This window comes from Puniceibacterium sediminis (assembly GCF_900188035.1).
GTDB lineage: Bacteria > Pseudomonadota > Alphaproteobacteria > Rhodobacterales > Rhodobacteraceae > Puniceibacterium > Puniceibacterium sediminis.
The window spans coordinates 141,487-166,572 of record NZ_FZNN01000002.1 but is presented as its reverse complement, the minus strand read 5'-3'; the positions used below and the strand labels follow the sequence as shown (position 1 = coordinate 166,572).

25 protein-coding genes and 1 riboswitch are annotated in these 25,086 nt (G+C 59.7%); of the genes, 6 read left to right on the top strand and 19 right to left on the bottom strand.

The window, feature by feature from the left end; genetic code table 11:
- Positions 1 to 186 precede the first annotated feature (186 nt).
- Positions 187 to 1,380 (bottom strand): class I SAM-dependent methyltransferase, encoded by a 1,194-nt coding sequence (locus CHB75_RS03440; protein ID WP_089269126.1) that lies wholly within the window; start codon positions 1,378 to 1,380, stop codon positions 187 to 189.
- Between the two features lie 142 nt (positions 1,381 to 1,522).
- Positions 1,523 to 3,082, bottom strand: coding sequence for a bifunctional metallophosphatase/5'-nucleotidase (locus tag CHB75_RS03435; RefSeq protein WP_089269125.1), 1,560 nt, complete (start codon positions 3,080 to 3,082; stop codon positions 1,523 to 1,525).
- Positions 3,083 to 3,363: 281 nt separating this feature from the next.
- Here CHB75_RS03435 and CHB75_RS03430 point away from each other — a divergent pair, with 281 nt between their 5' ends.
- Genes CHB75_RS03430 through arsC form a run of 3 tightly spaced genes read left to right on the top strand, consistent with a single transcriptional unit; the run spans position 3,364 to position 5,101 of the window.
- A complete protein-coding gene (locus CHB75_RS03430) occupies positions 3,364 to 3,705 on the top strand; it encodes a DUF952 domain-containing protein (RefSeq protein WP_089269124.1) in 342 nt (113 codons plus the stop codon).
- Positions 3,702 to 4,757, top strand: coding sequence for a quinone-dependent dihydroorotate dehydrogenase (locus tag CHB75_RS03425; RefSeq protein ID WP_089269123.1), 1,056 nt, complete (start codon positions 3,702 to 3,704; stop codon positions 4,755 to 4,757). Before CHB75_RS03430 ends, CHB75_RS03425 begins: the two co-directional genes overlap by 4 nt.
- A complete protein-coding gene (gene arsC, locus CHB75_RS03420) occupies positions 4,754 to 5,101 on the top strand; it encodes an arsenate reductase (glutaredoxin) (protein WP_089269122.1) in 348 nt (115 codons plus the stop codon). The genes CHB75_RS03425 and arsC overlap by 4 nt, the downstream gene beginning before the upstream one ends.
- 1 nt (position 5,102) lies before the next feature.
- On the opposite strand, the gene CHB75_RS03415 is transcribed toward arsC, so the two are convergent.
- From CHB75_RS03415 to rpsA, 4 genes are all read right to left on the bottom strand, one after another.
- Positions 5,103 to 5,768, bottom strand: a complete 666-nt coding sequence (locus CHB75_RS03415) for a phosphoribosylanthranilate isomerase (protein ID WP_089269121.1) — start codon at positions 5,766 to 5,768, stop codon at positions 5,103 to 5,105.
- 124 nt (positions 5,769 to 5,892) lie between these two features.
- Complete coding sequence (locus tag CHB75_RS03410) at positions 5,893 to 6,243, bottom strand: lipopolysaccharide assembly protein LapA domain-containing protein (protein WP_089269120.1); 351 nt, start codon at positions 6,241 to 6,243, stop codon at positions 5,893 to 5,895.
- A 4-nt stretch (positions 6,244 to 6,247) separates the two neighbouring features.
- Positions 6,248 to 6,529, bottom strand: coding sequence for an integration host factor subunit beta (gene ihfB / locus CHB75_RS03405; protein ID WP_089269119.1), 282 nt, complete (start codon positions 6,527 to 6,529; stop codon positions 6,248 to 6,250).
- Between the two features lie 298 nt (positions 6,530 to 6,827).
- Entirely contained in the window at positions 6,828 to 8,507 is a 1,680-nt protein-coding gene (gene rpsA, locus CHB75_RS03400; RefSeq protein ID WP_281253177.1) for a 30S ribosomal protein S1, read from the bottom strand.
- A 580-nt stretch (positions 8,508 to 9,087) separates the two neighbouring features.
- Here rpsA and CHB75_RS03395 point away from each other — a divergent pair.
- Together CHB75_RS03395 and CHB75_RS03390 are read left to right on the top strand one after the other, a co-directional pair.
- Entirely contained in the window at positions 9,088 to 9,696 is a 609-nt protein-coding gene (locus tag CHB75_RS03395) for a hypothetical protein (RefSeq protein WP_089269117.1), read from the top strand.
- A 387-nt stretch (positions 9,697 to 10,083) separates the two neighbouring features.
- Positions 10,084 to 10,353 carry a hypothetical protein gene (locus CHB75_RS03390; RefSeq protein WP_089269116.1) on the top strand — a complete coding sequence of 90 codons (270 nt, stop codon included), beginning with the start codon at positions 10,084 to 10,086 and terminating at the stop codon, positions 10,351 to 10,353.
- Between the two features lie 26 nt (positions 10,354 to 10,379).
- Here CHB75_RS03390 and CHB75_RS03385 read toward each other — a convergent pair whose 3' ends face one another.
- The 10 genes from CHB75_RS03385 to miaB form a co-directional block, all read right to left on the bottom strand.
- Positions 10,380 to 10,994 carry a (d)CMP kinase gene (locus CHB75_RS03385; protein WP_089269115.1) on the bottom strand — a complete coding sequence of 205 codons (615 nt, stop codon included), beginning with the start codon at positions 10,992 to 10,994 and terminating at the stop codon, positions 10,380 to 10,382.
- Between the two features lie 28 nt (positions 10,995 to 11,022).
- Complete coding sequence (gene aroA, locus CHB75_RS03380; protein WP_089269114.1) at positions 11,023 to 12,396, bottom strand: 3-phosphoshikimate 1-carboxyvinyltransferase; 1,374 nt, start codon at positions 12,394 to 12,396, stop codon at positions 11,023 to 11,025.
- Between the two features lie 137 nt (positions 12,397 to 12,533).
- Entirely contained in the window at positions 12,534 to 13,247 is a 714-nt protein-coding gene (gene trmB / locus CHB75_RS03375; RefSeq protein WP_089269113.1) for a tRNA (guanine(46)-N(7))-methyltransferase TrmB, read from the bottom strand.
- Positions 13,248 to 13,347: 100 nt separating this feature from the next.
- Entirely contained in the window at positions 13,348 to 13,521 is a 174-nt protein-coding gene (locus CHB75_RS21595; protein WP_176439048.1) for a hypothetical protein, read from the bottom strand.
- 187 nt (positions 13,522 to 13,708) lie between these two features.
- Positions 13,709 to 14,890 carry a methionine adenosyltransferase gene (gene metK, locus CHB75_RS03370; RefSeq protein WP_089269112.1) on the bottom strand — a complete coding sequence of 394 codons (1,182 nt, stop codon included), beginning with the start codon at positions 14,888 to 14,890 and terminating at the stop codon, positions 13,709 to 13,711.
- A 6-nt stretch (positions 14,891 to 14,896) separates the two neighbouring features.
- A riboswitch (SAM-SAH riboswitch) is annotated at positions 14,897 to 14,944 on the bottom strand.
- 39 nt (positions 14,945 to 14,983) lie between these two features.
- Positions 14,984 to 16,507 (bottom strand): apolipoprotein N-acyltransferase, encoded by a 1,524-nt coding sequence (gene lnt, locus CHB75_RS03365; RefSeq protein ID WP_342745285.1) that lies wholly within the window; start codon positions 16,505 to 16,507, stop codon positions 14,984 to 14,986.
- Entirely contained in the window at positions 16,500 to 17,429 is a 930-nt protein-coding gene (locus CHB75_RS03360) for a hemolysin family protein (protein WP_089269111.1), read from the bottom strand. Before CHB75_RS03360 ends, lnt begins: the two co-directional genes overlap by 8 nt.
- 55 nt (positions 17,430 to 17,484) lie before the next feature.
- Complete coding sequence (gene ybeY / locus CHB75_RS03355; protein WP_089269110.1) at positions 17,485 to 17,988, bottom strand: rRNA maturation RNase YbeY; 504 nt, start codon at positions 17,986 to 17,988, stop codon at positions 17,485 to 17,487.
- A 14-nt stretch (positions 17,989 to 18,002) separates the two neighbouring features.
- Entirely contained in the window at positions 18,003 to 18,986 is a 984-nt protein-coding gene (locus tag CHB75_RS03350) for a PhoH family protein (RefSeq protein ID WP_089269311.1), read from the bottom strand.
- Between the two features lie 475 nt (positions 18,987 to 19,461).
- A complete protein-coding gene (gene miaB / locus CHB75_RS03345) occupies positions 19,462 to 20,781 on the bottom strand; it encodes a tRNA (N6-isopentenyl adenosine(37)-C2)-methylthiotransferase MiaB (RefSeq protein ID WP_089269109.1) in 1,320 nt (439 codons plus the stop codon).
- A gap of 439 nt (positions 20,782 to 21,220) precedes the next feature.
- Between miaB and CHB75_RS03340 the strand changes: the two genes are divergently transcribed.
- The gene (locus tag CHB75_RS03340) at positions 21,221 to 21,889 is read left to right on the top strand and encodes a Crp/Fnr family transcriptional regulator (RefSeq protein ID WP_089269108.1); all 669 of its coding nucleotides are present in this window, start codon (positions 21,221 to 21,223) and stop codon (positions 21,887 to 21,889) included.
- Between the two features lie 487 nt (positions 21,890 to 22,376).
- On the opposite strand, the gene CHB75_RS03335 is transcribed toward CHB75_RS03340, so the two are convergent.
- Genes CHB75_RS03335 through fabA form a run of 3 tightly spaced genes read right to left on the bottom strand, consistent with a single transcriptional unit; the run spans position 22,377 to position 24,951 of the window.
- The gene (locus CHB75_RS03335; protein WP_089269107.1) at positions 22,377 to 23,168 is read right to left on the bottom strand and encodes an enoyl-ACP reductase FabI; all 792 of its coding nucleotides are present in this window, start codon (positions 23,166 to 23,168) and stop codon (positions 22,377 to 22,379) included.
- Between the two features lie 10 nt (positions 23,169 to 23,178).
- On the bottom strand, positions 23,179 to 24,405 hold the full coding sequence (gene fabB, locus CHB75_RS03330; protein ID WP_089269106.1) for a beta-ketoacyl-ACP synthase I: 1,227 nt from the start codon (positions 24,403 to 24,405) through the stop codon (positions 23,179 to 23,181).
- A 36-nt stretch (positions 24,406 to 24,441) separates the two neighbouring features.
- Positions 24,442 to 24,951, bottom strand: a complete 510-nt coding sequence (gene fabA, locus CHB75_RS03325; protein WP_089269105.1) for a bifunctional 3-hydroxydecanoyl-ACP dehydratase/trans-2-decenoyl-ACP isomerase — start codon at positions 24,949 to 24,951, stop codon at positions 24,442 to 24,444.
- Between the last annotated feature and the right edge of the window lie 135 nt (positions 24,952 to 25,086).

Genomic DNA, 25,086 nt, shown 5'->3' with positions numbered 1-25,086 from the left:
ACGAAGGCTTTTCGGCAATCGCTTCGGCGCGCACATCGATCAGCCGCAGGCCACCTGCCACCGCATTCTACCAACGCGGCAGGAAGCGCCAGCACGTTGTGTGCAGATCCCATTGAACGCCCTCGGAGCAGGTTGCATACACGTTTATGTTCGGGCAGACATTGTCGTTCTGTAGTTCATACCGCCTCAGGCACCCAGCCCGGAATAGAGCATCAGCCCCCAGTCGCAAAGCTCGCCTTCCACTTGCCCCCAGCCCGCGCCAAAGGCGATGGGATCCAAACCCGAAAGGGCGGCGATCTGCGCAATGCTGCGGCGGCCATCTACGGCTGACAGCGCCCGGCCCATATTGGCTGGCAAGTTCAGAGTGGTTGCATTCTGTCCCATCCGCACCGGTACGGCCTTGCCCTGCGCCACCGCCCGCCCCAAAGCCGTCGCCCCCACCCCGCGCAGATGCGGCACGAGACTGCGATCACGCCCGCAGGCCACCGCGCGCACGTCATCATCTGGCACCGCGTAACCCACGTGCATCTTGATGGTCCCGTGCAGCTTTTCCGCAATTCCCCAGGCGCTGACCTTATCCACCCCCGCTGGCACGGGCGCAATCCGCCCCAGATCGTAGAGGGCTGGCGTAGCAAAGGACAGCAGCGCCCATCCGGTATCCGCCAGAACGGCGCTCAGGTCAGCCACGTCGTAGGCGCGGTCCTGCGAATGCAGCAGCAGGTCATAGAACCCGGCATCACTTTGCAGATGGTCGCTGAGATTCGGGTTGGTGCGGAACGGATGCCCCTGAGGCAACGCCTCGACCAGACCGCGCGCCGCTTCCAGACGCGCCGCAGCCGTCATCCCGCCCAGCAATACCCCGAATGCCTCCTGCAGGGGATAGACGCCGGACCGCCCATAAGGCGCATAGACCATGAAACCCATCCCGCCGCCGGGCGCGAGCGCGCTGCGCAGAGCCGCGAACCCCGCACCCGGATCGGGCAGATGATGCAGCACACCGCAGCAATCGATATAGTCGAATTGGCCATGGTCCGGCGCATCCAGCAGCGAACCTGTGACAAAGGTAATACCGGTCAGGCCGCGTGCCTTTGCCCGCGCCTCGGCCACCTCACGGGCGGTTGTCGACAGGTCAAGATAGGTGATTTCGTAGGGGCGCCCGGCGCTGGTCAGAACCTGCGCCAGCTGGATTAGCCCGTCGCCGGTCCCGCCCCCGGCGACAAGCGCGCGAAAAGGCTGCGACCAGTCGTGCCTACCCTGAAAGAGAAAGTGATCGATTTCAAGGGGGTGGGACGGAGAACCGGTGATCAGTCGGTGTGCCTCATCCGCCGGATCACGCTCTGGATATGGATAGGTGTCATACTGTTCCCTGACCGAAACCATGATGTCCCCCCCGGATATTGGCGGGCACAATCTGGCACGGGCAAGGAGGGATGTCACGCATGACGGGGCGCTCGCGATGTGGTCACAAAAAAGGCGCGCCCGATCATGGGCGCGCCTTGCCGGCCAGTGCGTTAGCAGGGCCTTATTTCATCGTGATGCGGCCATCCGTATAGGGCTGGTACGGGCCTTTTTCAGCCAGGTATTCCGCCGTCACATCGGCAAGATCCGGCCCAAAGTCATAGGCATTCTTAGCATCGAGGAACATCTTGAAGCCGTCGCCGCCATTGCGGACATAGTTGTTGGAGACGAGGCCATATTCTGCCGTCGGGTCTATGGGCGTGCCATCGACCATCACGTCAGAGATGCGGCTTCCCGGCGCGGCGGCCGTGTCCACTGTGAATGTCATACCGGCAACCTGCGGGAAGCGACCGGCACCTTCCTCGATCTGGCTCACGCCATTTTCAAGCGCGTCGATGACTGTTTGGCCCGACACGAAGAAGGTCGACAGCGTGTTCTGGAACGGCAGCACGGTCAGCACCTCGCCCATTGTCACTTCGCCCGCGTCGATGGAAGAGCGCAGACCACCCGAGTTGGCGATGGCGATCTGGATGCCCTGATCCTTGACCCGTGCGAGCATCGCATCCGCCACCAAGTTGCCCATCGAGCACTCCATCGCACGGCAGACATCGCGGCTGCCTTCGATCGCCTCGGCTGCCTCGGCCACAACCTTGTTGCGGATCTCCTCCAGCGGAGCGGCTGCTTCGGTGATGCGCGACTTGGTCGCTTCATCCTCGGTCACGGCAGCGTCCAGCAGAACAGGCTCGCCCACGGCTTCGATGATCTTGCCGTCGTCGTCAAATGTCACGTTCAACTCGCCAAGGAACTTGCCGTAGGCGTAGGCTTGCACGATGGCCGTGTCGCCGACCATCACCGGATAAGGGCCTTTGGCGCCCTCGATGGTGTTGGACAGCAAGGAGTTGTCATGCCCGCCGACGATCACATCCACGCCAGTGGTGTTCGTCGCCACGATCGTGTCCACGTTCAGACCGGAATGCGACAGCACGATGATCTTGTTGATACCTTCTGCGGTCAGCTTGTCGACTTCGCCTTGCACTGCTGCTGACGGATCCGAGAAAATGACGTTCGGGCCAGGCGATGCCAATTCGTCCGTGTCCTGCGGGGTGAGCCCGATGAGGCCGATCTTTTCGCCGCCCTTTTCGATCACCGTGGATTTCATCAGCACATCCGCCAGCAGCGGCTCTGCCGAGACATCGGCGTTTGACATCAGGATCGGAAATTCAAGCGCATCCATGAAGCCACGCAGCACTTCGGGGCCATCGTCGAACTCGTGGTTGCCGACGGTCATGCCGTCATAGCCCATTTTGTTCATCATTTCGGCCGCCAGCTTGCCCTTGTAATAGGTGTAGAACAGCGTGCCCTGAAACTGGTCGCCCCCGTCCACGAGGATCGAGTTGTTGGTCTTGGCACGGGCTGCGGCGATCGCCGTTACCAGACGTGCCGAGCCACCAAAGCAGTCACCGGCGGTGTTGTCTTCGGCCGAGCAGCCCGAATCATATTTGCTGATCGGTTCGAACCGGGCGTGGAAATCGTTGGTGTGCAGGATGGTCAGGGAATAGTCCGCGCTTGCGGCACCTGCGGTCAGGGCCAGCACTGCGGCGCTTGTGAATAGGCGAAGGGACATAGGGTCTTCCTCTCTGTTGGTTTTCCGGGACTTACGCCCGATTCACTAAAATCTGTCGGGATGTTGCAACGCAGCAGGACCTAAGTCAAAGCTTACACGAACGGACCTTAGGGCAAGAACCATGTCCCGTGCTCAGACAATGATCAGGTCAAGGCAAGTGACAAGGCGGAAACCAGCAGCGGCGGCAGATCCGACTCGATTGTTTTCAAGGAGCGCTGCCGCTGACGACTGATCAGCGTCCCCGGCTTGACGCAAGTGCATTGCCAAGGCACACCGTCAGAATGGCACACATATACAAGATTTTCCGCGCACCCGAATACGCAGCCTTTGTCCAGAACGGCAGCACCTTGGGCGCCCCCATCGACCTCGCCGATGGCTATGTCCACATTTCGACCCGCGATCAGGTGGTTGAAACCGTCGCCAAACACTTTGCGGGCGAAGACGGGCTGAAGATCCTCGCGATCGAGACAGACACCCTTGGCGATGCGTTGAAGTGGGAAGTGTCGCGCGGCGGCGCCTTGTTCCCCCATCTCTACCGCGAACTGCGCGCAGAAGACGTGATTTGGGCCCGCGACCTGCCCCTGCGCGACGGCGTCCATCAGTTTGACGGGCTGCTTTCGTGATCGGCGAAGGCCTCGGGCTTGCCCTGCTGCACCGTTTCGATCCGGAAACGGCCCATGGCATAGCGCTGCGGGCGCTGCGTCTGGGGGCCGCCCCCTGCCCCGGGCTCGTCACCTCGGACCGATTGCGCACGCAGGTCGCCGGGCTGAACCTTGCCAATCCCATCGGCCTCGCTGCCGGTTTCGACAAGAACGCCACCGCCTTGCAGGGCCTGTCCCGCGCCGGGTTCGGATTCATTGAGGTCGGTGCCACCACTCCACGCGCCCAACCCGGCAATCCAAAGCCAAGGCTCTTTCGCCTGAGCGAGGATCAGGGCGTCATCAACCGCTTCGGTTTCAACAATGACGGGATGGAGGCGATGGCGAGCCGCCTTGCTACCCGCCCGCGCGACGCGGTGATCGGGCTGAACCTGGGCGCGAACAAGGATAGCACAGACCGCGCCGCCGATTTCGCCACCGTGCTTGCGCGTTGCGGCGTTTATCTGGATTTCGCCACTGTGAATGTCAGCTCACCCAACACCGAACGCCTGCGCGATCTGCAGGGGAAGGACGCGCTTGCCGCTCTGCTTGCTGGTGTGATGACCGCGCGCAATGGGCTGGGTAAAAAAATCCCGGTCTTTCTGAAGATCGCGCCGGATCTGGACGATGACGGCCTGAAGGATGTCGCCGAAGTTGCCATGGCGAGCGGTATCGCGGGCATCATCGCCACCAACACTACCTCGGCCCGCGACGGGCTGCGCTCTTCTCATGCACAGGAGGTGGGCGGCCTGTCAGGCCAGCCGCTGTTCGAGAAATCCACCCGGGTGCTGGCGCGTCTCTCAAAATTGACAGCACAGGACTTTCCGTTGATCGGCGTCGGCGGCGTTGGCTCAGCCGCGCAGGCCTATGCCAAGATCCGCGCCGGCGCTTCGGCGGTGCAGCTTTACTCAGCTCTGGTCTATGGCGGCCTTTCGCTGGTGCAGGAGCTTGCAGAAGGCCTTGACCGTCTGCTTGCCGAGGACGGTTTCGCCCATGTGTCCGAAGCGGTGGGCATCGACCGCGACAACTGGACATGACCAGAGTAACCCTCTGGCACAATCCACGCTGCTCAAAGTCCCGCGCGGCGCTTGCCCTACTGACCGACGCGGGCGCAGAAGTCACCATCCGCCTCTATCTTGACGATGCGCCGAGCCGGGACGAACTGGTCGCCGCGCAAGATTTGCTGAATTGCCCGGTGATCGGGATGATGCGGCCATGCGAACCGGCGTTTCGCGATATGGCCCTGACGCGCGAAACACACGCTGACACGCTGATGCAGGCAATGGCCCAGAATCCAAAACTTATCGAACGTCCAATTGCCTTTGCCGATGGCAAGGCGATCATCGGCCGCCCTCCAGAAGCCGTTCTGGACCTGATCTAACTCACAACCGGGGCACGGCCCCACGCCCGGACCGGGCAGCCGCGACAAAGGCACGGATCTTCGCCGCGTCTTTGACGCCCGGAGCCGATTCCACGCCTGATGACACGTCAACCTGCCGGACGCCCGTCACTGCAATCGCCTCTGCCACCGTCTGGGGCGTCAGGCCACCGGCAAGCATCCATGGCACTGGCCAGCGGCGCGCAGAAATCAACCGCCAGTCAAAGGCCAGACCGTTGCCGCCCGGCAGAATCGCATCTTTTGGCGGCTTGGCATCGACCAGCAACTGATCAGCAACCTTGCCATAAACATCCAGCTGTTCCACATCCGCCGCTTCGGAAATCCCGACGGCCTTCATCACCGGCAAACCGTACCGCTGCTTGATCTCGGTGACGCGCTCTGGCGTTTCTTTCCCGTGAAGCTGCAGCAGGTCCAGCGGCACTTCGCCGGTGATTTCATCAAGATAGGCATCACTGGCATCGACAACCAACGCAACCTTGGCCAGTCCCAGAGGGGCTTCTATTGCCAGGGCACGCGCTTTTGACACGCTCACCGCGCGCGGCGATTTCGCAAAAAAGACAAAGCCCGCATAGGCGGCCCCCGCTTCGGCAACGGCAATCACATCCTCGATCCGGGTCAAGCCGCAGATCTTTACCCGAATATCAGACAAACTGCCTCCTGCTGGGTACAAACGCCATGCGTTATCCGGCCAAAATACTCAGAGCGGTTCCTCTGGCAGGACGACGGGACATTACCCCAAGCCCAGTATCGGGCCCCATTCTTGAAAAATCAGGTCAGCTCGCCTGATCCAGCAGGGCAAGAACCTCGTCCTTGCCCGCGTCACGCTGGCCTTTTACCCGACGAAGCTCTCGTTCCAGCCGTTTTACCTCTGCCTGACGGCGCGCCGCCTCGGCCCGATGTTTATGCTCTCGGAGCCATTCCCAGAAAAATCCGATCAGCAGACCGGCAACGATCCCGCCAAAGATCACGATGAACAGCGGCAACTGCATTGTTTTCTGCATGCCGAGCAGGACAGACAGATCGCCCGGCAGCAACTGCAACGTGACAAAACCTCGGTTGGCCAGAGCCACCGAGACGAGGACAATGGCCAGACAGGCCAAAAAAGCATAGCGGATATAGCGCATCGGTTTACTTTCCGTTCAGCCGGTCACGCAGAAGCTTACCGGTTTTGAAGAAGGGAACATGCTTTTCCTCTACTTCGACTGATTCTCCGGTGCGCGGGTTTCGCCCCACCCTTGCATCGCGTTGCTTGACCGAAAACGCGCCAAAGCCCCGCAGTTCGACCCGGTCGCCCCGGGACATTGCATCTGTGATTTCGTCGAAAATGGTATTCACAATCCGTTCGACATCCCGCTGATAAAGATGCGGATTGTCGTCGGCAATCTTCTGGATCAACTCAGACCTGATCATGGTCTACATCCCCCTGTGCACGCTTCGCGGCCATTTCTTATCTCTAGGACTATACGTATAAGTCTCCAAAACGGAAACACGATCTGCAGGGAAAATCCATTAATTGCAATTGCTTTGCCTGTCAGCCGCCTGGATGAGCGGTATTTGGCACAGAAATTAGCGCCCTGCCACCATGGCTGCCTCCTGTACTGAATGGATGCGGCCACCCTGATTCGAGCCATCCAGTGGTCTTGGGCCAAAGAAAAAGGCCCCGGGATCGCCGGGGCCTTTCACAATCATGTCGGACGTTACGCCCGGATCACTCGTCGCGCTTAAGCGCGGCGCCAAGAATGTCGCCAAGGCTCGCACCCGAAGCGGACGATCCGAACTGCTCCACGGCTTCTTTCTCTTCGGCGATCTCGCGTGCCTTGATGGACAGACCAAGACGGCGGGTCTTGGCGTCGACATTGGTCACGCGCACATCGACCTTGTCACCAACCGAGAAACGCTCGGGGCGCTGCTCTGCACGGTCACGGGACAGATCGGAGCGGCGGATGAAGGACTTCATGCCTTCGTATTCCACTTCGATACCGCCATCTTCGATCGCCGTCACTTCAACGGTCACGATCGAACCGCGCTTGGTGCCGCCGACTGCTTCCTGGAACTTGTCGCCACCAAGAGCCTTGATCGAGAGCGAGATACGCTCTTTCTCAATGTCGGTCTCAGAGACAACTGCCTGAACGATATCGCCCTTGCGGTAGTTCTGGATAGCTTCTTCGCCACGTTCGTCCCACGACAAATCCGAAAGGTGAACCATGCCGTCGATCTCGCCGTCGAGGCCAATGAACAGACCGAATTCGGTGATGTTCTTGACTTCGCCTTCGACATGCGTGCCCTCGGGGTGTGTTTCTGCAAACACTTCCCACGGGTTGCGCATGGTCTGCTTGAGACCAAGGGAAACGCGACGCTTGGCCTGGTCGATTTCCAGAACCATGACTTCGACTTCCTGAGAGGTCGACACGATCTTGCCTGGGTGAACGTTTTTCTTGGTCCAGGACATCTCGGAGACGTGAACGAGACCCTCGACGCCCGGCTCCAACTCAACAAACGCGCCGTAATCGGTGATGTTCGTCACGCGGCCCGCATGAACGGATTCCAGCGGATATTTGCCGGCAACCAGATCCCACGGATCTTCCTGCAGCTGCTTCATGCCGAGGGAGATACGGTGCGTCTCTTTGTTGATCTTGATGACCTGAACCTTGACCGTCTCGCCGATGGCGAGAATTTCGGACGGATGGTTCACACGGCGCCATGCCATGTCGGTCACGTGCAGCAGGCCGTCTACGCCACCCAGATCGACAAATGCGCCGTACTCGGTGATGTTCTTGACGACGCCGTCCACAGCCTGACCTTCGGTAAGGTTGCCGATGACTTCGGCACGCTGCTCGGCACGGCTCTCTTCGAGGATCGCACGGCGCGACACAACGATGTTGCCCCGACGGCGGTCCATCTTGAGAATCTGGAACGGCTGCTTGAGACCCATGAGTGGGCCGGCATCGCGAACGGGACGAACGTCGACCTGCGAACCGGGTAGGAACGCAACTGCGCCACCCAGATCAACGGTAAAGCCACCCTTGACGCGGCCAAAGATCGCGCCTTCGACGCGGGCATCGTCAGCATAAGCTTTTTCGAGACGGTCCCAGGCTTCTTCGCGGCGGGCCATTTCACGGGAAATGACAGCTTCGCCACGAGAGTTTTCAACCTGACGGAGGAACACTTCGACGGTGTCGCCGACAGAAATGTCGGGCTGTTCGCCGGGGTTCGCAAATTCCTTGAGCTCGACACGGCCTTCCATCTTGTAGCCGACGTCGATGATGGCCTGGCCCGCTTCGATCGCGATTACCTTGCCTTTGACAACCGAACCTTCGTCCGGGGTGTCCATTTCGAAGCTTTCGTTCAGAAGGGCTTCGAATTCCTCCATGGATGCTTTAGCGCACATACGGGTCTGATATCCTATCTACTTCAGATTTCTGGCCGCGCGGTTGTCTCCGCCGGTCTAGGTTGGTGTCCGCCTTGGGCGGAACGGATTGGTCTTGAGCCGCCGCAAAACATAAAGAGGGCCGGTGGTATTCCGACCCTGCCTGCTCTTTTTGTTCTGTGGCATTATTCGCCTTATCGACCGGGGCGCTATAGCGCCTGAACGGTCGCATGGCAAGGCTGCAATGCATTGATGGTCCGGCTGCATGCGTCGGATTTCGCCAGCTTGGCGCGAATCGGCGGCACCAGTGCAACAGAAAATTTCCGCGCAAACCTCTTTGCCGAATAGCAGGAAGGGCCGCCTAAGAGATTATACTAGCGGCAATGACGCGATATGGCACCAGTTATGACACATAATAGGTTAACGCGCGCTTAACCTGATCTAACTTTATGAAAATCAATGATTTTTAGAAACATGAGGCCGCCGGGAACATGATCACTCCAAGGGGTACATGATTCAAAGCCTTGCAACCTTAAGGGTGTTATCTACTGTATTCATCATGATTGCCGCCTGAGGGCCGTCAGAATAAGGAATCGAAAAAATGTCGCGGCAGATCAGAAGCCTCATAGTCGATCGGTCCTCTGTTGAAGGGTTCACTCCCAAAGCATTAGCGTTCAATACGCCGACTTGGCGCAACCGCGATGCATATGCCAAGCTTCGGGAAACAGCAGATTTCCGGGCGGTGTCGGATAAACTGTTTGATCGTCTCGACGCCCAGCTTGATGCAAAGATTGGCACCACACCGGACGCCACGGATCGCATGGACCTCGTGGTATTTCAGGGCAAGAACTTTGGGCTCGCACCGGTCTTTGATCGCATCGGTGACAACTTTCTGTCTGCCGAGGTCTATCGCTCACGGGTGCTCGCCTTTCGCGCAGCAAGTCTACGGGTTGGCCACAAAACGGTTTTTGCGGTCGACTACGATGCGCTCGGACCTGCGGACAGAGCGTTGCCCAAATTGACGCACCTACGAAAGATGAACCCACTTCTGACTGTTGTGCTTTTGTCAGAACGCTTCCATCGCGACGATCTTTCGGGCAAACGCGAAGGCATTGCCGATGCGTCGGTACGGTTGCCGGCTTCCGCGTCCTCAATCATGCGCGGCATTGGCTATGCGGTGAACAACGCCCGCAGACGACACGATCTATGAGTATTTCGGTGAGGATGTCCGTCGATTCCGGAAAGTGGACTGAGACAATATTGTTATCTTTATGAGTTCCAGATGCCGGGTTTTCGGCCTGCAGGATTTCAAGTTTTTTGATCTCGACGTAATTGTTTGGCCCGACGAGGGCAAAGGTAAATAGCGGCTCAATCCTTGAGAGTTCAGCCGTTGAAAACGACGCGCTCGGCGCTGGTCGTTTGGTCTGCCGACTTCCCGCCGGCGGGCCTTTTGGTTTTTCTTTGCCTGGATTTAGTCAAAACGCTTCTTTCCGGGACGGTGGCGTGATACCTTAATTCATTGTCCGCGCCGATCAGGAACAAAACCTTGTCTGGAAAATTTAGTCAGTTAGCAGTTTTAAGAGATCTTCTAAACACAATGGAACACGATTCCGGTCTCATGGACCTAACCCGAAACGAGCGTGATATCCTGTTGGCATTTCATGCCAACGCTGTCACCGACCCGGAACAGGGCATGTTGGGATCCACTGATAAGGTGCGTCTGCATCCAACAGTGGTGCATATGTCCCAGCCGACATTTCATCGTACGCTCAAACGCCTGATAAACAGGGGCTTTGTCCGTCACGTACAGGGTCTGCCCAGCGGGACCTACAAACTGACCGAACCCGAAACGGTCGGCAGTTACTGACGTGCCATCGCCCGTTGTGCGGCCAGTCAAAAAACGCCGCGCACATTGTTGACTGCCTGTATGGCCAAGGCCACAGCCGCACCGATGTCCAGTTCCGATGTGTCGATCTGCACGGCATCTGGAGCAGGACGCAGGGGCGCATCTGCGCGCCCAGTGTCGCGGGCGTCGCGCTCTTTCACTTCGACCAGAACCCGGTCGTAATCCGTCGCTAGCCCTGCTTCAGCCAATTCGGCAAAGCGGCGCTGCGCCCGAACCTCAGCGCTGGCGGTGACAAAAAGCTTGGCTTCAGCCTCGGGGCAAATCACCGTGCCGATATCGCGCCCGTCGAGTACAGCGCCCCCCTGGCGCCGCGCAAAGGCACGCTGGAAATCCACCAGTTCGGCCCGCACTTCGGGAATGACGGCCACCTTCGACGCCGCCTGCGCCACAGCAGGTGTGCGCAGGTCACCGGCGTCAAGATCTGCGGCGACCAGTGCGCGTGCGGCATCAAGCGCAGGCACTCCGTCCAGCACCCGCCGTCCCACCGCACGGTAGAGCAACCCGGTATCCAGATGCGCAAAGCCGAAATGCTGTGCTACGGCTTTGGAAATGGTGCCCTTGCCCGCCGCCGCCGGCCCGTCGATCGCAATGGTGAACGCCATGCCTGCCCCTATTCCTGTTCTGCGTCGGTTACCGCGCAGTGCTGTTCAGATCTGGCCCCGTCCGCTCGATCCGGGCACCGAGAGATGTCATCAACGGTTCAAAAATCGGGAACGACGTGGCGATCGGGCCGCCGTCATCAACCGAGACGGGTTTTTGCGCGGCCATTCCGAGGATCAGAAAGGACATCGCGATGCGGTGGTCCAGATGGCTCTGCACCGTTTCGCCACCTGCGACGCTGCCGGGACCATTGCCGGTCACGACCCACCAGTCTTCACCATCCTTGACGGTGACAGCGTTGGCGCGCAGGCCCGTGGCCATGGCGTCGATCCGGTCGCTTTCCTTGACGCGCAATTCCTTTACGCCGCGCATCACCGTGTCGCCGGACGCAAAAGCAGCGACAACGGAGAGCACCGGGTATTCGTCAATCATCGACGCGGCTCGCTCGGGCGGCACCTCGATGCCTTTCATATCCGGCGAAAAGCGCGCACGCAGATCTGCGACAGGCTCACCGCCTTCTTCGCGCAAGTTCTCGAATGTCAGATCCGCGCCCATCTCTTGCAAGGTGGTGAACAAACCCGCCCGCGTCGGGTTCAGGCCGATATTCGGCACCAGCACATCCGATCCTTCGACAACCAGCGCCGCACAGACGGGAAAGGCAGCCGAACTGGGATCGCGCGGCACGATAATGGTTTGCGGTTTCAGTTCGGGCTGACCCTGCAGGGTGATGACCCGGCCTTCCTCCGTCACTTCGGTGGAAATCTCGGCCCCAAACCCCGCCAGCATTCGTTCGGAATGATCGCGCGTCGCTTCCTGCTCGATCACCACGGTTTCCCCCGGCGCATTCAACCCAGCCAGTAGAACCGCCGATTTCACCTGCGCCGACGGAACGGGCACCGTATAGCGCACCGGCAAAGGGTCGCGTGCGCCAAGGATCGTCATCGGCAAACGGCCACCGCTGCGACCGAACGCCTGAGTGCCAAAGAGCGCGAGAGGGTCCGTTACCCGCGCCATGGGCCGTTTGTTCAGAGACGCGTCGCCGGTGAACGTCGCGGTAATCGGCGACGTCGCCATCGCCCCCATGATCAGCCGCACCCCGGTGCCCGAATTGCCGCAATCGATCACGTTGTCAGGTTCGGAAAATCCACCAACACCGACGCCCTGCACAGTCCAAACACCACCGCCGTGATCCGTAACTTCGGCACCAAAGGCCCGCATGGCGCGGCCTGTGTCGATCACATCCTGCCCTTCGAGCAGCCCGGTGATATGGGTTTCACCCACCGCCATCGCCCCAAGGATCAATGACCGGTGCGAAATCGACTTGTCGCCCGGCACATGCGCCTCACCCTTGAGAGGGCCAGAGGGGTACGCGGTCATCGGGATCGGGGTGCCATGTGCGGACATCTGAAAGTCTCCGTGTTTCGATCACGTGATAGCAACCCACCGCGACGGCGTCCATCGCCCCCGGCTTCTTCTCTTTTCAAATACGCAGACAAACCCTGCGCGCCGCAAGCGATCCGTTTGGCGAACAGAACCTTATGTCAGATCCTGCGGAAGGTCAGATAATGCGGCACACGTCCTTCGCGCAGGGCTTTCTGCTCGTACCTGGTACGGGTCCAGTCGCCCCAGGGCTTGCGCCAGTCCTCCGGTCCATTTGCAAGCCACTCAAATCCGGCCTTGGGCACTTCCTGCAGGGTTTGCCGGACATAATCGGGAATATCCGTCGCAACCCGAAATTCGGCACCCGGTTTCAGCGCACGGTGCAACGGGACAAGGAACTCCTGCGTCACAAACCGCCGACGATGGTGCCGTTTCTTGGGCCATGGGTCGGGGTAAAGAAGGAATGCCTTTTCAAATGTCGCGTCAGGCACGACGTCGAACAGGTTGCGCACGTCGCCGGGATAGATGCGCAGATTACTCACCCCAGCAGCACGTACCTTGCCCAGCAGCATGGCGACGCCGTTGATAAAGGGTTCACAGCCAACCAGACCGGTGCCGGGATTGGCCGCCGCCTGATGCACCATATGTTCCCCCCCGCCAAAGCCGATCTCGAGCCAGAGCGGCACATCACCAAACACCGATGCAAGGTTGATCGGGTTACGGTCGGGGTTCTCTTCCCAGCTGATCGGCCCCGGCGACAAGGCGTCAAGATCCTCGTCCAGGTAGGTCTCCTGGCTAGGACGCAGGGTCTTGCCCTTGAAGCGGCCATAGAAATTGCGCCACGGGGCGCCCGAGGGGTGCGTATCGTTATCCATGGGCTGGCGTTTAATGCCGCTTTGCCCCGCACGCAACCGCGTCAGGGCGCTATCCTGGCAGCGCCCGGCAATGAAGACGGCCTTGCTACCAGAGTAGCTCCTATCCGCAAGCGACCATCAGCGACCCCAGCGCAATCAGGACCACTCCGCCCCACCCCATGGCCGACAGCCGCTCGCCCAGAAAGGCCGCCGGATCGGAATTGACACCTTCAACCCCGGCTTTGGCGAAAATCGCCGTGACGGCGGCAAAGGCAATGCCGGTATCGGCGGTCATTTGAGGATTTCACCGGCCCGTCTTCAGGCTCGGATGGAGACGGGTAAAAATACAGCCCAGATCCCGGATTTCGCATTATATCTGAACCAAGTTATCGCTCCTCCAGCAGATCCCTTTTTCAACATCCAAGAAATGCAAAAGGGCGCCACTTGCGTGACGCCCCTGACTGATTTTAAGTGTCGCTGTCTCAGATGATCGCTTTTTGCAGCGCCCCTGCCAAATCCGTGCGTTCCCAGGAGAACCCACCGTCAGCCTCTGGCGCGCGGCCAAAGTGGCCATAGGCCGCAGTGCGGGCGTAGATCGGCTTGTTCAGCTCCAGATGGGTGCGGATGCCGCGCGGGGTGAGGTCCATCACCTTGGGGATCGCGCGTTCGATCTGGGACGGATCCAGCAGGCCGGTGCCATGCAGGTCAGCATAGATCGAAAGGGGCCGCGCAACGCCGATGGCATAGGACAACTGGATCGTGCAGCGTTCTGCCATGCCTGCCGCGACGACGTTTTTGGCCAGATAGCGCGCGGCATAGGCGGCAGAGCGATCAACCTTGGTCGGATCCTTACCGGAGAACGCGCCGCCACCATGGGGGGCAGCACCGCCATAGGTATCCACGATGATCTTGCGCCCAGTCAGGCCTGCGTCGCCATCGGGACCGCCGATGACAAAGGTGCCTGTGGGGTTGACCCACCATTCGGTCTCATCCGTGACCCAGCCCGCAGGAAGCACTTCGCGGATATAGGGTTCGACGATGGCGCGCACATCGGAAGATGTCTGGCTTTCGTCGGCATGCTGGGTCGAGAGCACGATCTGCGTCACGCCGACTGGCTTGCCATCCTCATACCGGACCGACAGCTGCGTCTTGGCATCGGGACGCAGCAGCGGTTCTGTCCCGTCCTTGCGCACTTTGGCCAGCCGCCGCAGGATCGCGTGGGCATACTGAATCGGCGCAGGCATCAGCGCGTCTGTTTCATTCGTGGCATAGCCGAACATGATGCCCTGATCACCGGCACCTTCGTCACGATCTCCGCCCACAACGCCCTGGGCGATATGCGCGGATTGTTCATGCAGCAGATTGGTGATCTCGCAGGTGGCGTGGTGGAACTTGTCCTGCTCGTAGCCAATGTCCTTGATACAGGCACGGGCGATATCCGGCACGGACGCCATGAACCGGGGCATCTTGGCCTCGTCGGTTAGGCCAACTTCGCCGCCGATGACCACTCGATTTGTCGTGGCAAAGGTCTCACAGGCAACGCGCGCCAGCGGGTCCTCGGACAGGAAAGCATCGAGGATGGCATCCGAAATCCTGTCACAGACTTTATCGGGATGCCCCTCCGAGACGGACTCGGAGGTGAAAATGAAGGATTTGCGCGTCATGGGGAGTGCTCCGTTGGGGTCAGCCGTCACGCCAGGAAGCCGTTGTGACGGGAATTACATTAAAATAGGACCTACTCTCAGGTTTGAGGCCGGTCAACGTGAATTGCACAGCCGAATTAACAGAACGTAAAGACAAAGGCAGGTCAACAAAAGAAGGATCGGCAGATCCCCGGTGCGACTGTAGGGCGTTGCAGCCAGAGCGGGCGGCAACGGCAGATCAAGATACCCCGCCTGCCCCAGCGGAATCTGGCCCAGTATGCGGCCACCACCATCGATCACCGCCGATACGCCGGTGTTCGCGGCGCGCAGCATGGGCAGACCCTGTTCGATGGAGCGGATGCGGGCCTGGGCGAGGTGTTGGTATGGTCCTGACCGCTTGCCGAACCAGGCATCATTGGTGATCTGCAAAAGCATGCCGGGCCGACTGGGCGCGCCGCTGACATCCTGCGGAAACACAGCTTCGTAACAGATCAGCGGCAGAGCATGACCGAGCAGTCCAAGATCCAGCAAGGTCGGCCCCGGCCCGGACGAAAATCCGCCATCTGCCCGGGCGGCAAGGCCAAGGATGTTGAAGCGCGCGAAAAGGCTGGCCCAGGGCATGTATTCGCCAAACGGCACCAGATGGTGCTTGTCATAGACCTGATGGACGGCGCCATCGGAGCCAGTGACAACGAGACTGTTGTAATAGGCACCACCCTCTTCACGCTGAACTCCGACGATGACAGAGGTCGTGGGGCCAGCAGCGTCCGCAATAACGGCCAAGGCCATGCCCGCGTCACCCAAAAGCATTGGCAGCGCCGTTTCGGGCCAGACAGTCAATGCCGGGACAGGGCTATCAGGCGCCGGAACCGCAGCAGTGAAATCAACCTGACGTTCAAAGAACAACTGCGCTTTGGTGCGGTCCCACTTCTCTTCCTGCGGCGCGTTGGGCTGCACCAGCCGCACGATGGGTCGGCCTGCAAGGTCCGCCTTCGGTGGCGTCAACCAAAGCCCCCCCGCAAGCAGCACGCCTGCCAGAAAAACAGCACCAAGGGTCGGCAACACTCGCAGCGTCGTCAGAGCCGTTGCCGTGAGCGCTGCCAGAGCGAGCGTCAGAAGGCCCAGCCCATGCGGACCCAAGACTGACACCCACTGGATGGCCGGAGAAGGTGCCCAGAGATAGGACACATGCGCCCAGGGAAACCCGGTCAGGACATAAGCACGGGCGAGTTCGGCGGCGGCCCAGAACGGCACGAGCGCCCAGAATTGCCCCGCCAGCGACGCGCAGCGGAATGCCAAAGCCCAAAACAACGCCAGCCCCGCCGCGATCCCGAAAAGGGCAAAGGGTGCCATCCAGCCGGTCGCAGCAGCGTCCACCTGAAACGGCTCTACAATCCAACTGAGACCAAGGCCGAAATGTCCCACGCCAAACGCCCAGGCCGTACCCGCCCAGCCATGGCGCACCAGCCGGGCCAGCACAAAAACAACCACCAGTCCCAGAAAGGCCACCGCCCAGAGATCATAGGGCGCCTGCCCCAGCGCAAAAACCCCGCCTGCCCCCATGGCAACCGGCAATCGGGACCAGAGCGGCAGGCGCGCGGCCCACAGCCGGGCAGCCGAGAAGCTCGTGTCAGACACGGCCCGCCTCGGCGGCGGCTGTGGCGGCAGCGGCTGCAGAGGTTCCCGGGCTGCCAGGCATGCGCACGCGCAGACGCTTGATCCGGCGCGGATCAGCATCAACCACTTCGAATTCCAGCCCCGAGGGATGCGGCACCATTTCTCCGCGCGCCGGCACATGGCCCGACAGCCAGAATACCAGACCGCCCAGAGTATCGATCTCTTCGCCGTCGATATCCTCGTGCTCGGTCAACTGCATCCCTATCTCGGCCTCGAACTCCTCAAGCGGAGTTGTCGCGAGCGCGAGGTAGCAACCGGATTTCTCCTGGGTAAAGTTCTTGCCCTCATCGGTGTCGTGCTCGTCCTCGATCTCGCCGATGACCTGTTCGATCAGATCTTCAATTGTGACCAGGCCGTCGACGCCGCCGTATTCATCGATCACCAATGCCATGTGGCGGCGTTCGGTCTGCATCTTGGTCAGCAGCACACCGATCGGCATTGATGGCGGCACAAAAAGCAGGGGGCGCAGCATCTTGGACAGATTGAAGGGCGTTTCAGAGCCGTTAAAGCCGTGCATCAGCGCAAAATCCTTGAGGTGAGCCATGCCGACCGGTGTGTCCAGCGTGCCGCTGTAGACCGGCAGGCGGGTCAATCCGGTCTCGCGGAAAACCTGCACAAGTTCATCCCGTGTGATGGAGTCGGGAACCGAAACGATTTCGCTGCGTGGCAGAGCCACATCCTCGACCCGCATCCGGCGCAGATTAATCATGCCATGTGTCGGCTGTGACACTATGTTTTGCGTCACACCATTCTCCGGCATTGGTACACCATCACCAGGAGTCAGAACCCCCACGATCCGGCGGAAAAATCCTACCGACTTGTTATCCTGTTCTTCATCCTGCGCGCTTTGCGCTGCATTAGAAGAACCGTCGCTATCGCCCATTTTATCCCTGTCCAAATCGGCTGCGCATCAGGCACTGCCATTCCTATGTCGTCGTCTAATGGTCCCTATATGGGTCGTCGATACCCATTTTGCCAAGTATTGCGGTTTCATGCCCCTCCATGAGCGTGGCATCGCCGTCACGCACATGGTCATAACCAAGCAGATGTAACACTCCGTGAATGATCAGATGCGTCGCATGATCGGCTAAAAGCTTACCCGATTCCTTTGCTTCGCGCTCGCAGGTGTCCCAGGAAATGGCTATATCTCCAAGGCTTTCCGGCTCTCCGTCCGCTTCTGGCGCCTCCTCCGGGGCATCGCCTTCTGTCTCGGCGGAAAGATCCCAGGAGGGCCAACTCAGGACATTGGTTGGCGTCGGCTTGGCGCGGAATTCGGCATTCAGCGTGGCGATTCGTGTATCGTCACAGGCCAGCACCGCAATTTCAAATTGTGCCGGATCAAGATCCAGATGGCCGAGCGTGGCACGGGACGCCCCCTCGGCCAGGGTTTCGATGTCGAGGTCGCTCCAACGATCATCCTCGACGATTGTATCAGTCAGCATTTGGTCCGGTGATGTCACGTGCCCCCGCTGTCCTTTTCGTAGGCTTCGATGATCGCCGCCACGAGCGGGTGGCGCACCACATCCTTGGACGTGAAATAATTGAAGCTGATCTTGGGGATATTGCCCAGAAGACGTTCGGCATCCTGCAGCCCCGAGGGCACGCCGCGCGGAAGGTCGATCTGAGTGCGGTCCCCCGTCACCACCATCCGCGACCCTTCGCCCAGGCGCGTCAGGAACATCTTCATCTGCATCGTCGTGGCATTCTGCGCCTCGTCCAGCACCACAAAGGCATTGGCAAGCGTACGGCCGCGCATGAAGGCAAGCGGGGCGATCTCGATCACCTTTTCTTCGCGCAGCTTGGCAAGCTGCTTGCCAGGCAGGAAATCGTTCAGCGCATCATATAGCGGCTGCATGTAGGGATCGACCTTGTCCTCCATCGCGCCGGGCAGGAACCCCAACTTTTCCCCGGCCTCGACGGCGGGGCGGGACAGAATGATCTTGTCGACCATGCCATTGATGAACATGTTCACGCCGACAGCGACAGCGAGGTAAGTCTTACCCGTACCAGCCGGGCCGATGCCAAAGGCCAGTTCGTTCTGGAACAGCGCCTTGACATAGGCTTTTTGCGCATCGGTGCGCGGTTCGACCAGCTTGCGGCGGGTCTTGATCTCGACCTTGCCGCCGGAAAACATTTCAAGCTGCCTGTCGCTGCCTGCGGCAGGCGCTTCTGGGGCCATCCGGAATTCGCGGTCGATGTCACCCTCGCCCACACTGCGGCCTTGTTCGAGGCGGGCGTAGAGCGACTCCAGCACCTCTTTCGCTTCGGCCTGTGCCGCGGGTTCGCCATGAATGGACAGGACATTGCCCCGGCGCAGGATCTGCACGCCAAGTCGCGTTTCTATGTCTGTCAGGTTGCGGTCAAACTCACCACAGAGTTCGATCAGCAGACGGTTGTCAGGAAATTCGATACTGGCTTCAATCAGGGTGCCTGTGGTCACGCATGTCTCCAAACTTGCGGTTCCTGGGAAGGGTGCCAAGCCTGAGCGGGCAAGGCAAGCGAATGCCGACGGATGGCAGGGGTAGAAATGGTAAAAAACCTATGCAGCGGGTAACTGCACGACACTACGTATGCAGGCACTGACGGATTTTCCAGAGCGGGGCACGGATGAAACCGCAAAGTGCTGCGGCCGTCATTGCGGCTAAGTGGGCTTTGGTGGTGCGGTTGGCCATGGCCTCTGTCCCTCTTGTTGTTTGCAAGAGGCCGTGGGCAAAAAGTGGACCACGGCGCAAGCTCAATATACCCATCACATTAGCAAGGAATACGCCTGTGTGAAGTGAAAACCACAAGATGTTGTGGTGACTTTGAGTGCCAAGGGAATCGATCGCTGGTTTGATGAGCAAATCCGTTCAAATCGCGGTGGCACTCAGAAACTTGCTTCCCAAGGCCGACCGATTCACCAGATGGCGGGGCAATCAGATCAAAACGCCCTTGAGCGAATTCCGAACGCTCTCGGTGATTCTGACCCGGGCCATGTCACCCGGTTTCGCGTCGGGTGCCATCACATGAACGGCGTGAAGGTATTCTGACTTGCCGCCCATCTGGCCTTCGAACCGGCCAGGCTTTTCAAACAGCACAGTCAGTTCCCGACCGACCATGGACTGCTGCAGGTCCTGCTGCTGCTGTGTGATCAGCGCCTGAATTCGCTTCAGCCGTTCATCCTTCACATCCTCGGGCACCTGTGCGCGCTCGGCGGCCGGGGTGCCGGGACGGGTGGAGTATTTGAAGGTATAGGCATAGCCGTAGCCAACCGCTTCGATCAGGTTCAGCGTTGCCTGAAAATCCTCCTCCGTCTCTTCGGGAAAACCGACGATAAAATCGCCAGACATCAGGATATCAGGCCGTGCGGCACGCAGACGCTCGATCAGCCGAAGATAGCTTTCCGCCGTGTGAGAGCGGTTCATGCGTTTAAGGATGCGGTCGCTGCCGGACTGCACCGGCAGGTGCAGATATGGCATCAGTTTGGGACAGGAGGCATGCGCCTCGATCAACTCATCGGTCATGTCGTTCGGATGACTGGTGGTAAAGCGGATGCGTTCCAGCCCATCCACGTCGTTCAGCGCCCAGATGAGCTTGGCCAGTGTCCAGTCACCGTCCGGCCCCGCGCCGTGATACGCGTTCACGTTCTGACCCAGAAGCGTCAGCTCGCGTACACCCCGATCCACCAGATCACGCGCCTCGGTCAGGATACGGTCCACCGGGCGGCTGACCTCTGCGCCACGGGTATAGGGCACCACGCAGAAAGCGCAGAACTTGTCACAGCCCTCCTGCACGGTCAGAAAGGCCGCCGGAGCGCGACGCGCCTTAGGCCGGGCCTTCAGCGCCTCGAATTTGTCCTCTTCAGGGAAATCAGTATCAAGCGCGCGGACGCCCGTTCGAACCTGCGCCTCCATCTGCGGCAGACGATGATAGCTTTGTGGCCCAACCACCAGATCGACCAGCGGCTGGCGGCGCATGATTTCGGCGCCCTCGGCTTGCGCGACGCAACCGGCCACCCCGATCTTGAGATCTGGTTTCGCTTCCTTAAGGCCCCTGTAACGGCCAAGCTCGGAATAGACCTTTTCCGCCGCCCGTTCGCGGATGTGGCAGGTGTTCAGCAGGATCATGTCGGCATCATCCGGCGTATCGGTCGCCACATAGCCCTGCTCACCCAACGCCTCTGACATACGCTCGGAATCGTAGACGTTCATCTGGCAGCCATAGGTTTTGATGAACAGCTTTTTGGGCGTTGTCATGGCGAGGACTCCGAAAACGGGTACAAAGGCGGGGGATAGCGCAAAACCGGGGGGTGGCTCAACGTGAAAAATGTCGACCCCATGGCAGCCGTCTCGGACGGCAGGAGGTCACTGCTGAATGGACGGAGTGTGCCTAGCGATACAGGCGGGGCCACGAAGTCCGACAATTGCTGGCCCGGCACCGACTGTGCTTGCATTATCACGATAATTCACGGACGTTACATCAAGAAGCGTGTGAGAGGTTCACTTGCGGCCCCGTAGCCTAACCAATGAATGTCGGGCAGCATGGATCCTCAGACCTTGGTACCAGTGGAAACGGTCTGGGCTATGGCACATACAATACGTACCGTCCGGCGCATGCTGTCAAAAGCATGAACAGGCTGAATTAAATTTGTGGCAACGTCCTGTAGAAGACCCTTCGGAGATTGAACACGCACAGATGAAGACGTCTCTCCGGTTTCCCCATCTCAAGAACTGCGCTCTTCTGGAAGATATGCCGCCTTGTGAAAAGGCTGCGTTTCTTGATGATTGTATCGTCCAGACTCACGTGGGCGCGACAGAGATACTGACTCAGGGCGAACCGTCGCCAGGTTTTATACTCATCGCCACCGGCACTGTCGAAATTTCTTACCTGTCTGTGGATGGCCACCGTGCGATCATCACCCAACTTTCAACCGGGGATGCAGTGGGAGAGCCGGAAGTCTTCGCGCAGCTTCCCTGCGTCGCGAGCGCTGTTGTCCACCCCAACACCGTGACGCTGCTTTATCCAAGTAGCAAGCTGCGCACGATGATGAGGTCCGAGATCTTTGTGCGCAATGTATCGCGCTCTTATGTCTTACGGATGCAGCGAGACAACCAGTTCAAGGCCATTGATCAATTCCAGCCTGCCGAACAACGGATCAGCAGTTATCTTTGGCATCTCTCCGCAGAAGATCGCGTGGTGCGGATCACCCAATCCTATCTCGCAAATGTGGTGGGTTGCTCGCGACAGACCGTAAACAAAGTGCTGGGTCGCCTGCGGGACGAAGATTTGATTGCAATTCGCAAGGAAGAGATCGAAATTCTCAACCCCGACGGACTTGGCTCACAGCTGACTCGAGGCCTGTGATCGCGTTAGCAACATAGCGATCCAGCGAACGCTTGCATGGACGTTCCATAAAAAAAGGGACCCCGGAACTGCCGGGGTCCATGTCGGGGAAACAACAACTCAGTACGCGAACATTATAAGTAAAACTTAAACTCATCACTAAGGACCATGATACATGCCTGCGGATCATGGTCGTGTCGCCAACGCGACTTGCCGGGGGTGTTACATGACGAAACTTGCAGGTTTTGGCAGATTTTTGGGGCAAATCTCCCGCTCCTCTACCTCCAGTTGACGCGCATTGACGTCACAACCCTTTGAGGATGTGCCAACATGCCGGTAAAAATTCCGACAGAATCAGTTGCCAAACATGACCTCTGACACTTGGACAATTCCCCAAAAATGGGAATATCGCTGCGCCAGAATTAGAGCACCAACCATTTGACAACCTCGCGGCGGATCACGGCACAGCCGAAGCTCGGCCAGCGCCAGTTACCCAGGTTCAAAGGATTCAGAGGTTTTCGTACTGCGGCATACCCAGCACATGGAACCCGCCGTCCACATGGATGATCTCGCCCGTGGTGCAGGCACCAGCATCCGACACGAGGTAGACTGCCGTGCCGCCAACCGCGTCGAGCGTTGCGTTGGTACGCAGCGGGGCATTCATGTCGGTGTGCTTGTAGGTCTTGCGTGCGCCACCAATGGCCGCCCCGGCAAGCGTCTTCATCGGCCCCGGGCTGATTGCGTTCACCCGGATACCCTCGGGGCCCAGATCGTTGGCAAGGTAGCGTGTTGCCGCCTCTAGCGCCGCCTTGGCGACCCCCATCACGTTGTAATTCGGCACAACCTTGTTGGACCCCTGATAGGTCAGCGTGATCAACGTCCCGCCGCTTTCCACCATCAGCGGATGCGCGCGCCGCGCGATTTCAACGAAACTGTAGGCCGATATATCCAGCGAGTTCTTGAAATTCGCACGGCTGGTGTTCAGGAACCGGCCCGTCAGTTCGGACTTGTCCGAAAAGGCGATGGCGTGAATCACAAAGTCTATCGTCGGCCAGCGCGCGCCGAGCTGCTCGAACGCCGCATCAAGCGAAGCATCGTCGGTCACGTCCACATCTACCATGAAGTCCGACCCGACGCTTTCGGCCAGCGGCTTCAGACGGCTCCCGAAGGCCTCACCCTGATAGGTAAAGGCCAGTTCGGCCCCTGCCCCGGCAAGCGATTTGGCAATACCCCAGGCGATCGACCGTTCGTTCGCGACACCCATGACAAGGCCGCGTTTGCCTTTTAGCTGATCCGACATTGTTCTGATCTCACCCGTGATATCTGCTGAGAAGCATGGAGCCGTTGGTGCCGCCAAATCCAAACGAATTGGTCATCACCGTATCCAGCCCGGCGTTTTCCACAAGGCTGGTCGCAATTTCCGCAGGCTTGAGCGCCGGATCGAGCGTTTCGACGTTGATCGACGGCGCGATAAAATCGTCCCGCAGCATCAGCAGGCAATAGATCGCCTCCTGCGCGCCAGTTGCGCCCTGGCTGTGTCCCGTCATCGACTTGGTCGAGCTGACCAGCGGTGTCTGTCCGTCACCAAAGACGCGGCGCACCGCCTCGATCTCGCCCACGTCACCGACGGGCGTCGAAGTGCCGTGCGCGTTGATATAGCCGACCTTGCGATCAGTCAGGGATTGCAGCGCCAGACGCATTGCCCGCTCGCCGCCCTCGCCCGAAGGGGCAACCATGTCATGTCCGTCCGACGTTGCCGCATAGCCGGTCACTTCGGCATAGATCTTCGCACCGCGCGCCTTGGCATGCTCCAGTTCTTCGAGAACCAGAATGCCCCCGCCGCCCGCGATGACGAACCCGTCACGAGCGGCGTCAAAGGCGCGCGACGCCTTTTCGGGTGTGTCGTTGTACTTGGACGACATCGCCCCCATGGCGTCGAACAGGCAGGACAGCGTCCAGTCCAACTCCTCGCCGCCGCCTGCGAACATCACATCCTGCTTGCCCATCATGATCTGTTCCGCCGCGTTGCCGATGCAATGCAGAGAGGTCGAGCAAGCCGAAGTGATGGAATAGTTGATGCCCTTGATCTTGTAAGCGGTACTGAGGTTGGCCGAGATCGTGGAGGACATGCACTTGGGCACGGCGAACGGCCCGATCCGCTTGGGCGCGCCAGAGTTCAGCACGACCTGATGCGCGGCAAACATGGAACTGGTCGACGGTCCGCCCGACCCGGCGATAAGGCCGGTACGCGGGTTCGAGATGTCAGATTCCTCAAGCCCCGAATCGGCGATGGCCTGGGCCATGGCGATATGGGCATAGGCCGCACCCGGCCCCATGAACCGCAGCGTGCGCTTTTCCACATGCTCGGTCACGTCCAGTTTGACGTTGCCGGCGATCTGGCTGCGGAACCCACGCTCGGCCATGTCGGCGTTGGCGGTGATCCCGGATTTACCGGCCTTCAAAGAGGCCAGAACCTCTTCGGAATTGTTCCCGATGGACGACACGATACCCAGTCCAGTGACGACGACACGGCGCATGGCGCTCTCCTCCTGTTCGGTCAGCTTGTGGTCGGATCAGCTCTCCGACAATGCGACCTTCATGTCCTTGACTTGATAGATAACTTCGCCGTCCGCCTCGACAATACCATCGGCCACGCCCATGGTCAGGCGGCGGGTCTGGATCGCCTTGGTGAAATCGATCTTGTAGGTCAGCATCTTGCGGTCAGGCCGCACCATTCCGGTCAGCTTGACCTCGCCCACTCCCAGTGCATACCCCCGCCCCAGCCAGCCACGCCAGCCAAGGTTAAAACCAGTCAGCTGCCACAGACCGTCAAGGCCAAGACAGCCAGGCATGATCGGATTGCCGGGAAAATGGCACTCAAAGAACCAAAGGTCCGGGTTGATATCGAACTCGGCCACGACATGGCCCTTGCCATGCAGGCCGCCGTCACCCGAAATTTCGGTGATCCGGTCCATCATCAGCATAGGCGGGGCTGGCAGTTGCGCATTTCCGGGGCCGAACAATTCGCCCCGCGCGCATTTCAGCAGATCGTCCTTGTCAAACTGGCTCGGGTAGTCAGCCATATTAGGGTGCGCCTCATCTATTGGTCCTACTCGTCTGACCCCTCTAGCATCGGGGTCGCGCAGGGCGCAAGCCTGCGGTGCCGAGGCCGCGTGAAACCCTGTCCGGGCAATTTCGTTTGAAATCCGGTAGTCAGA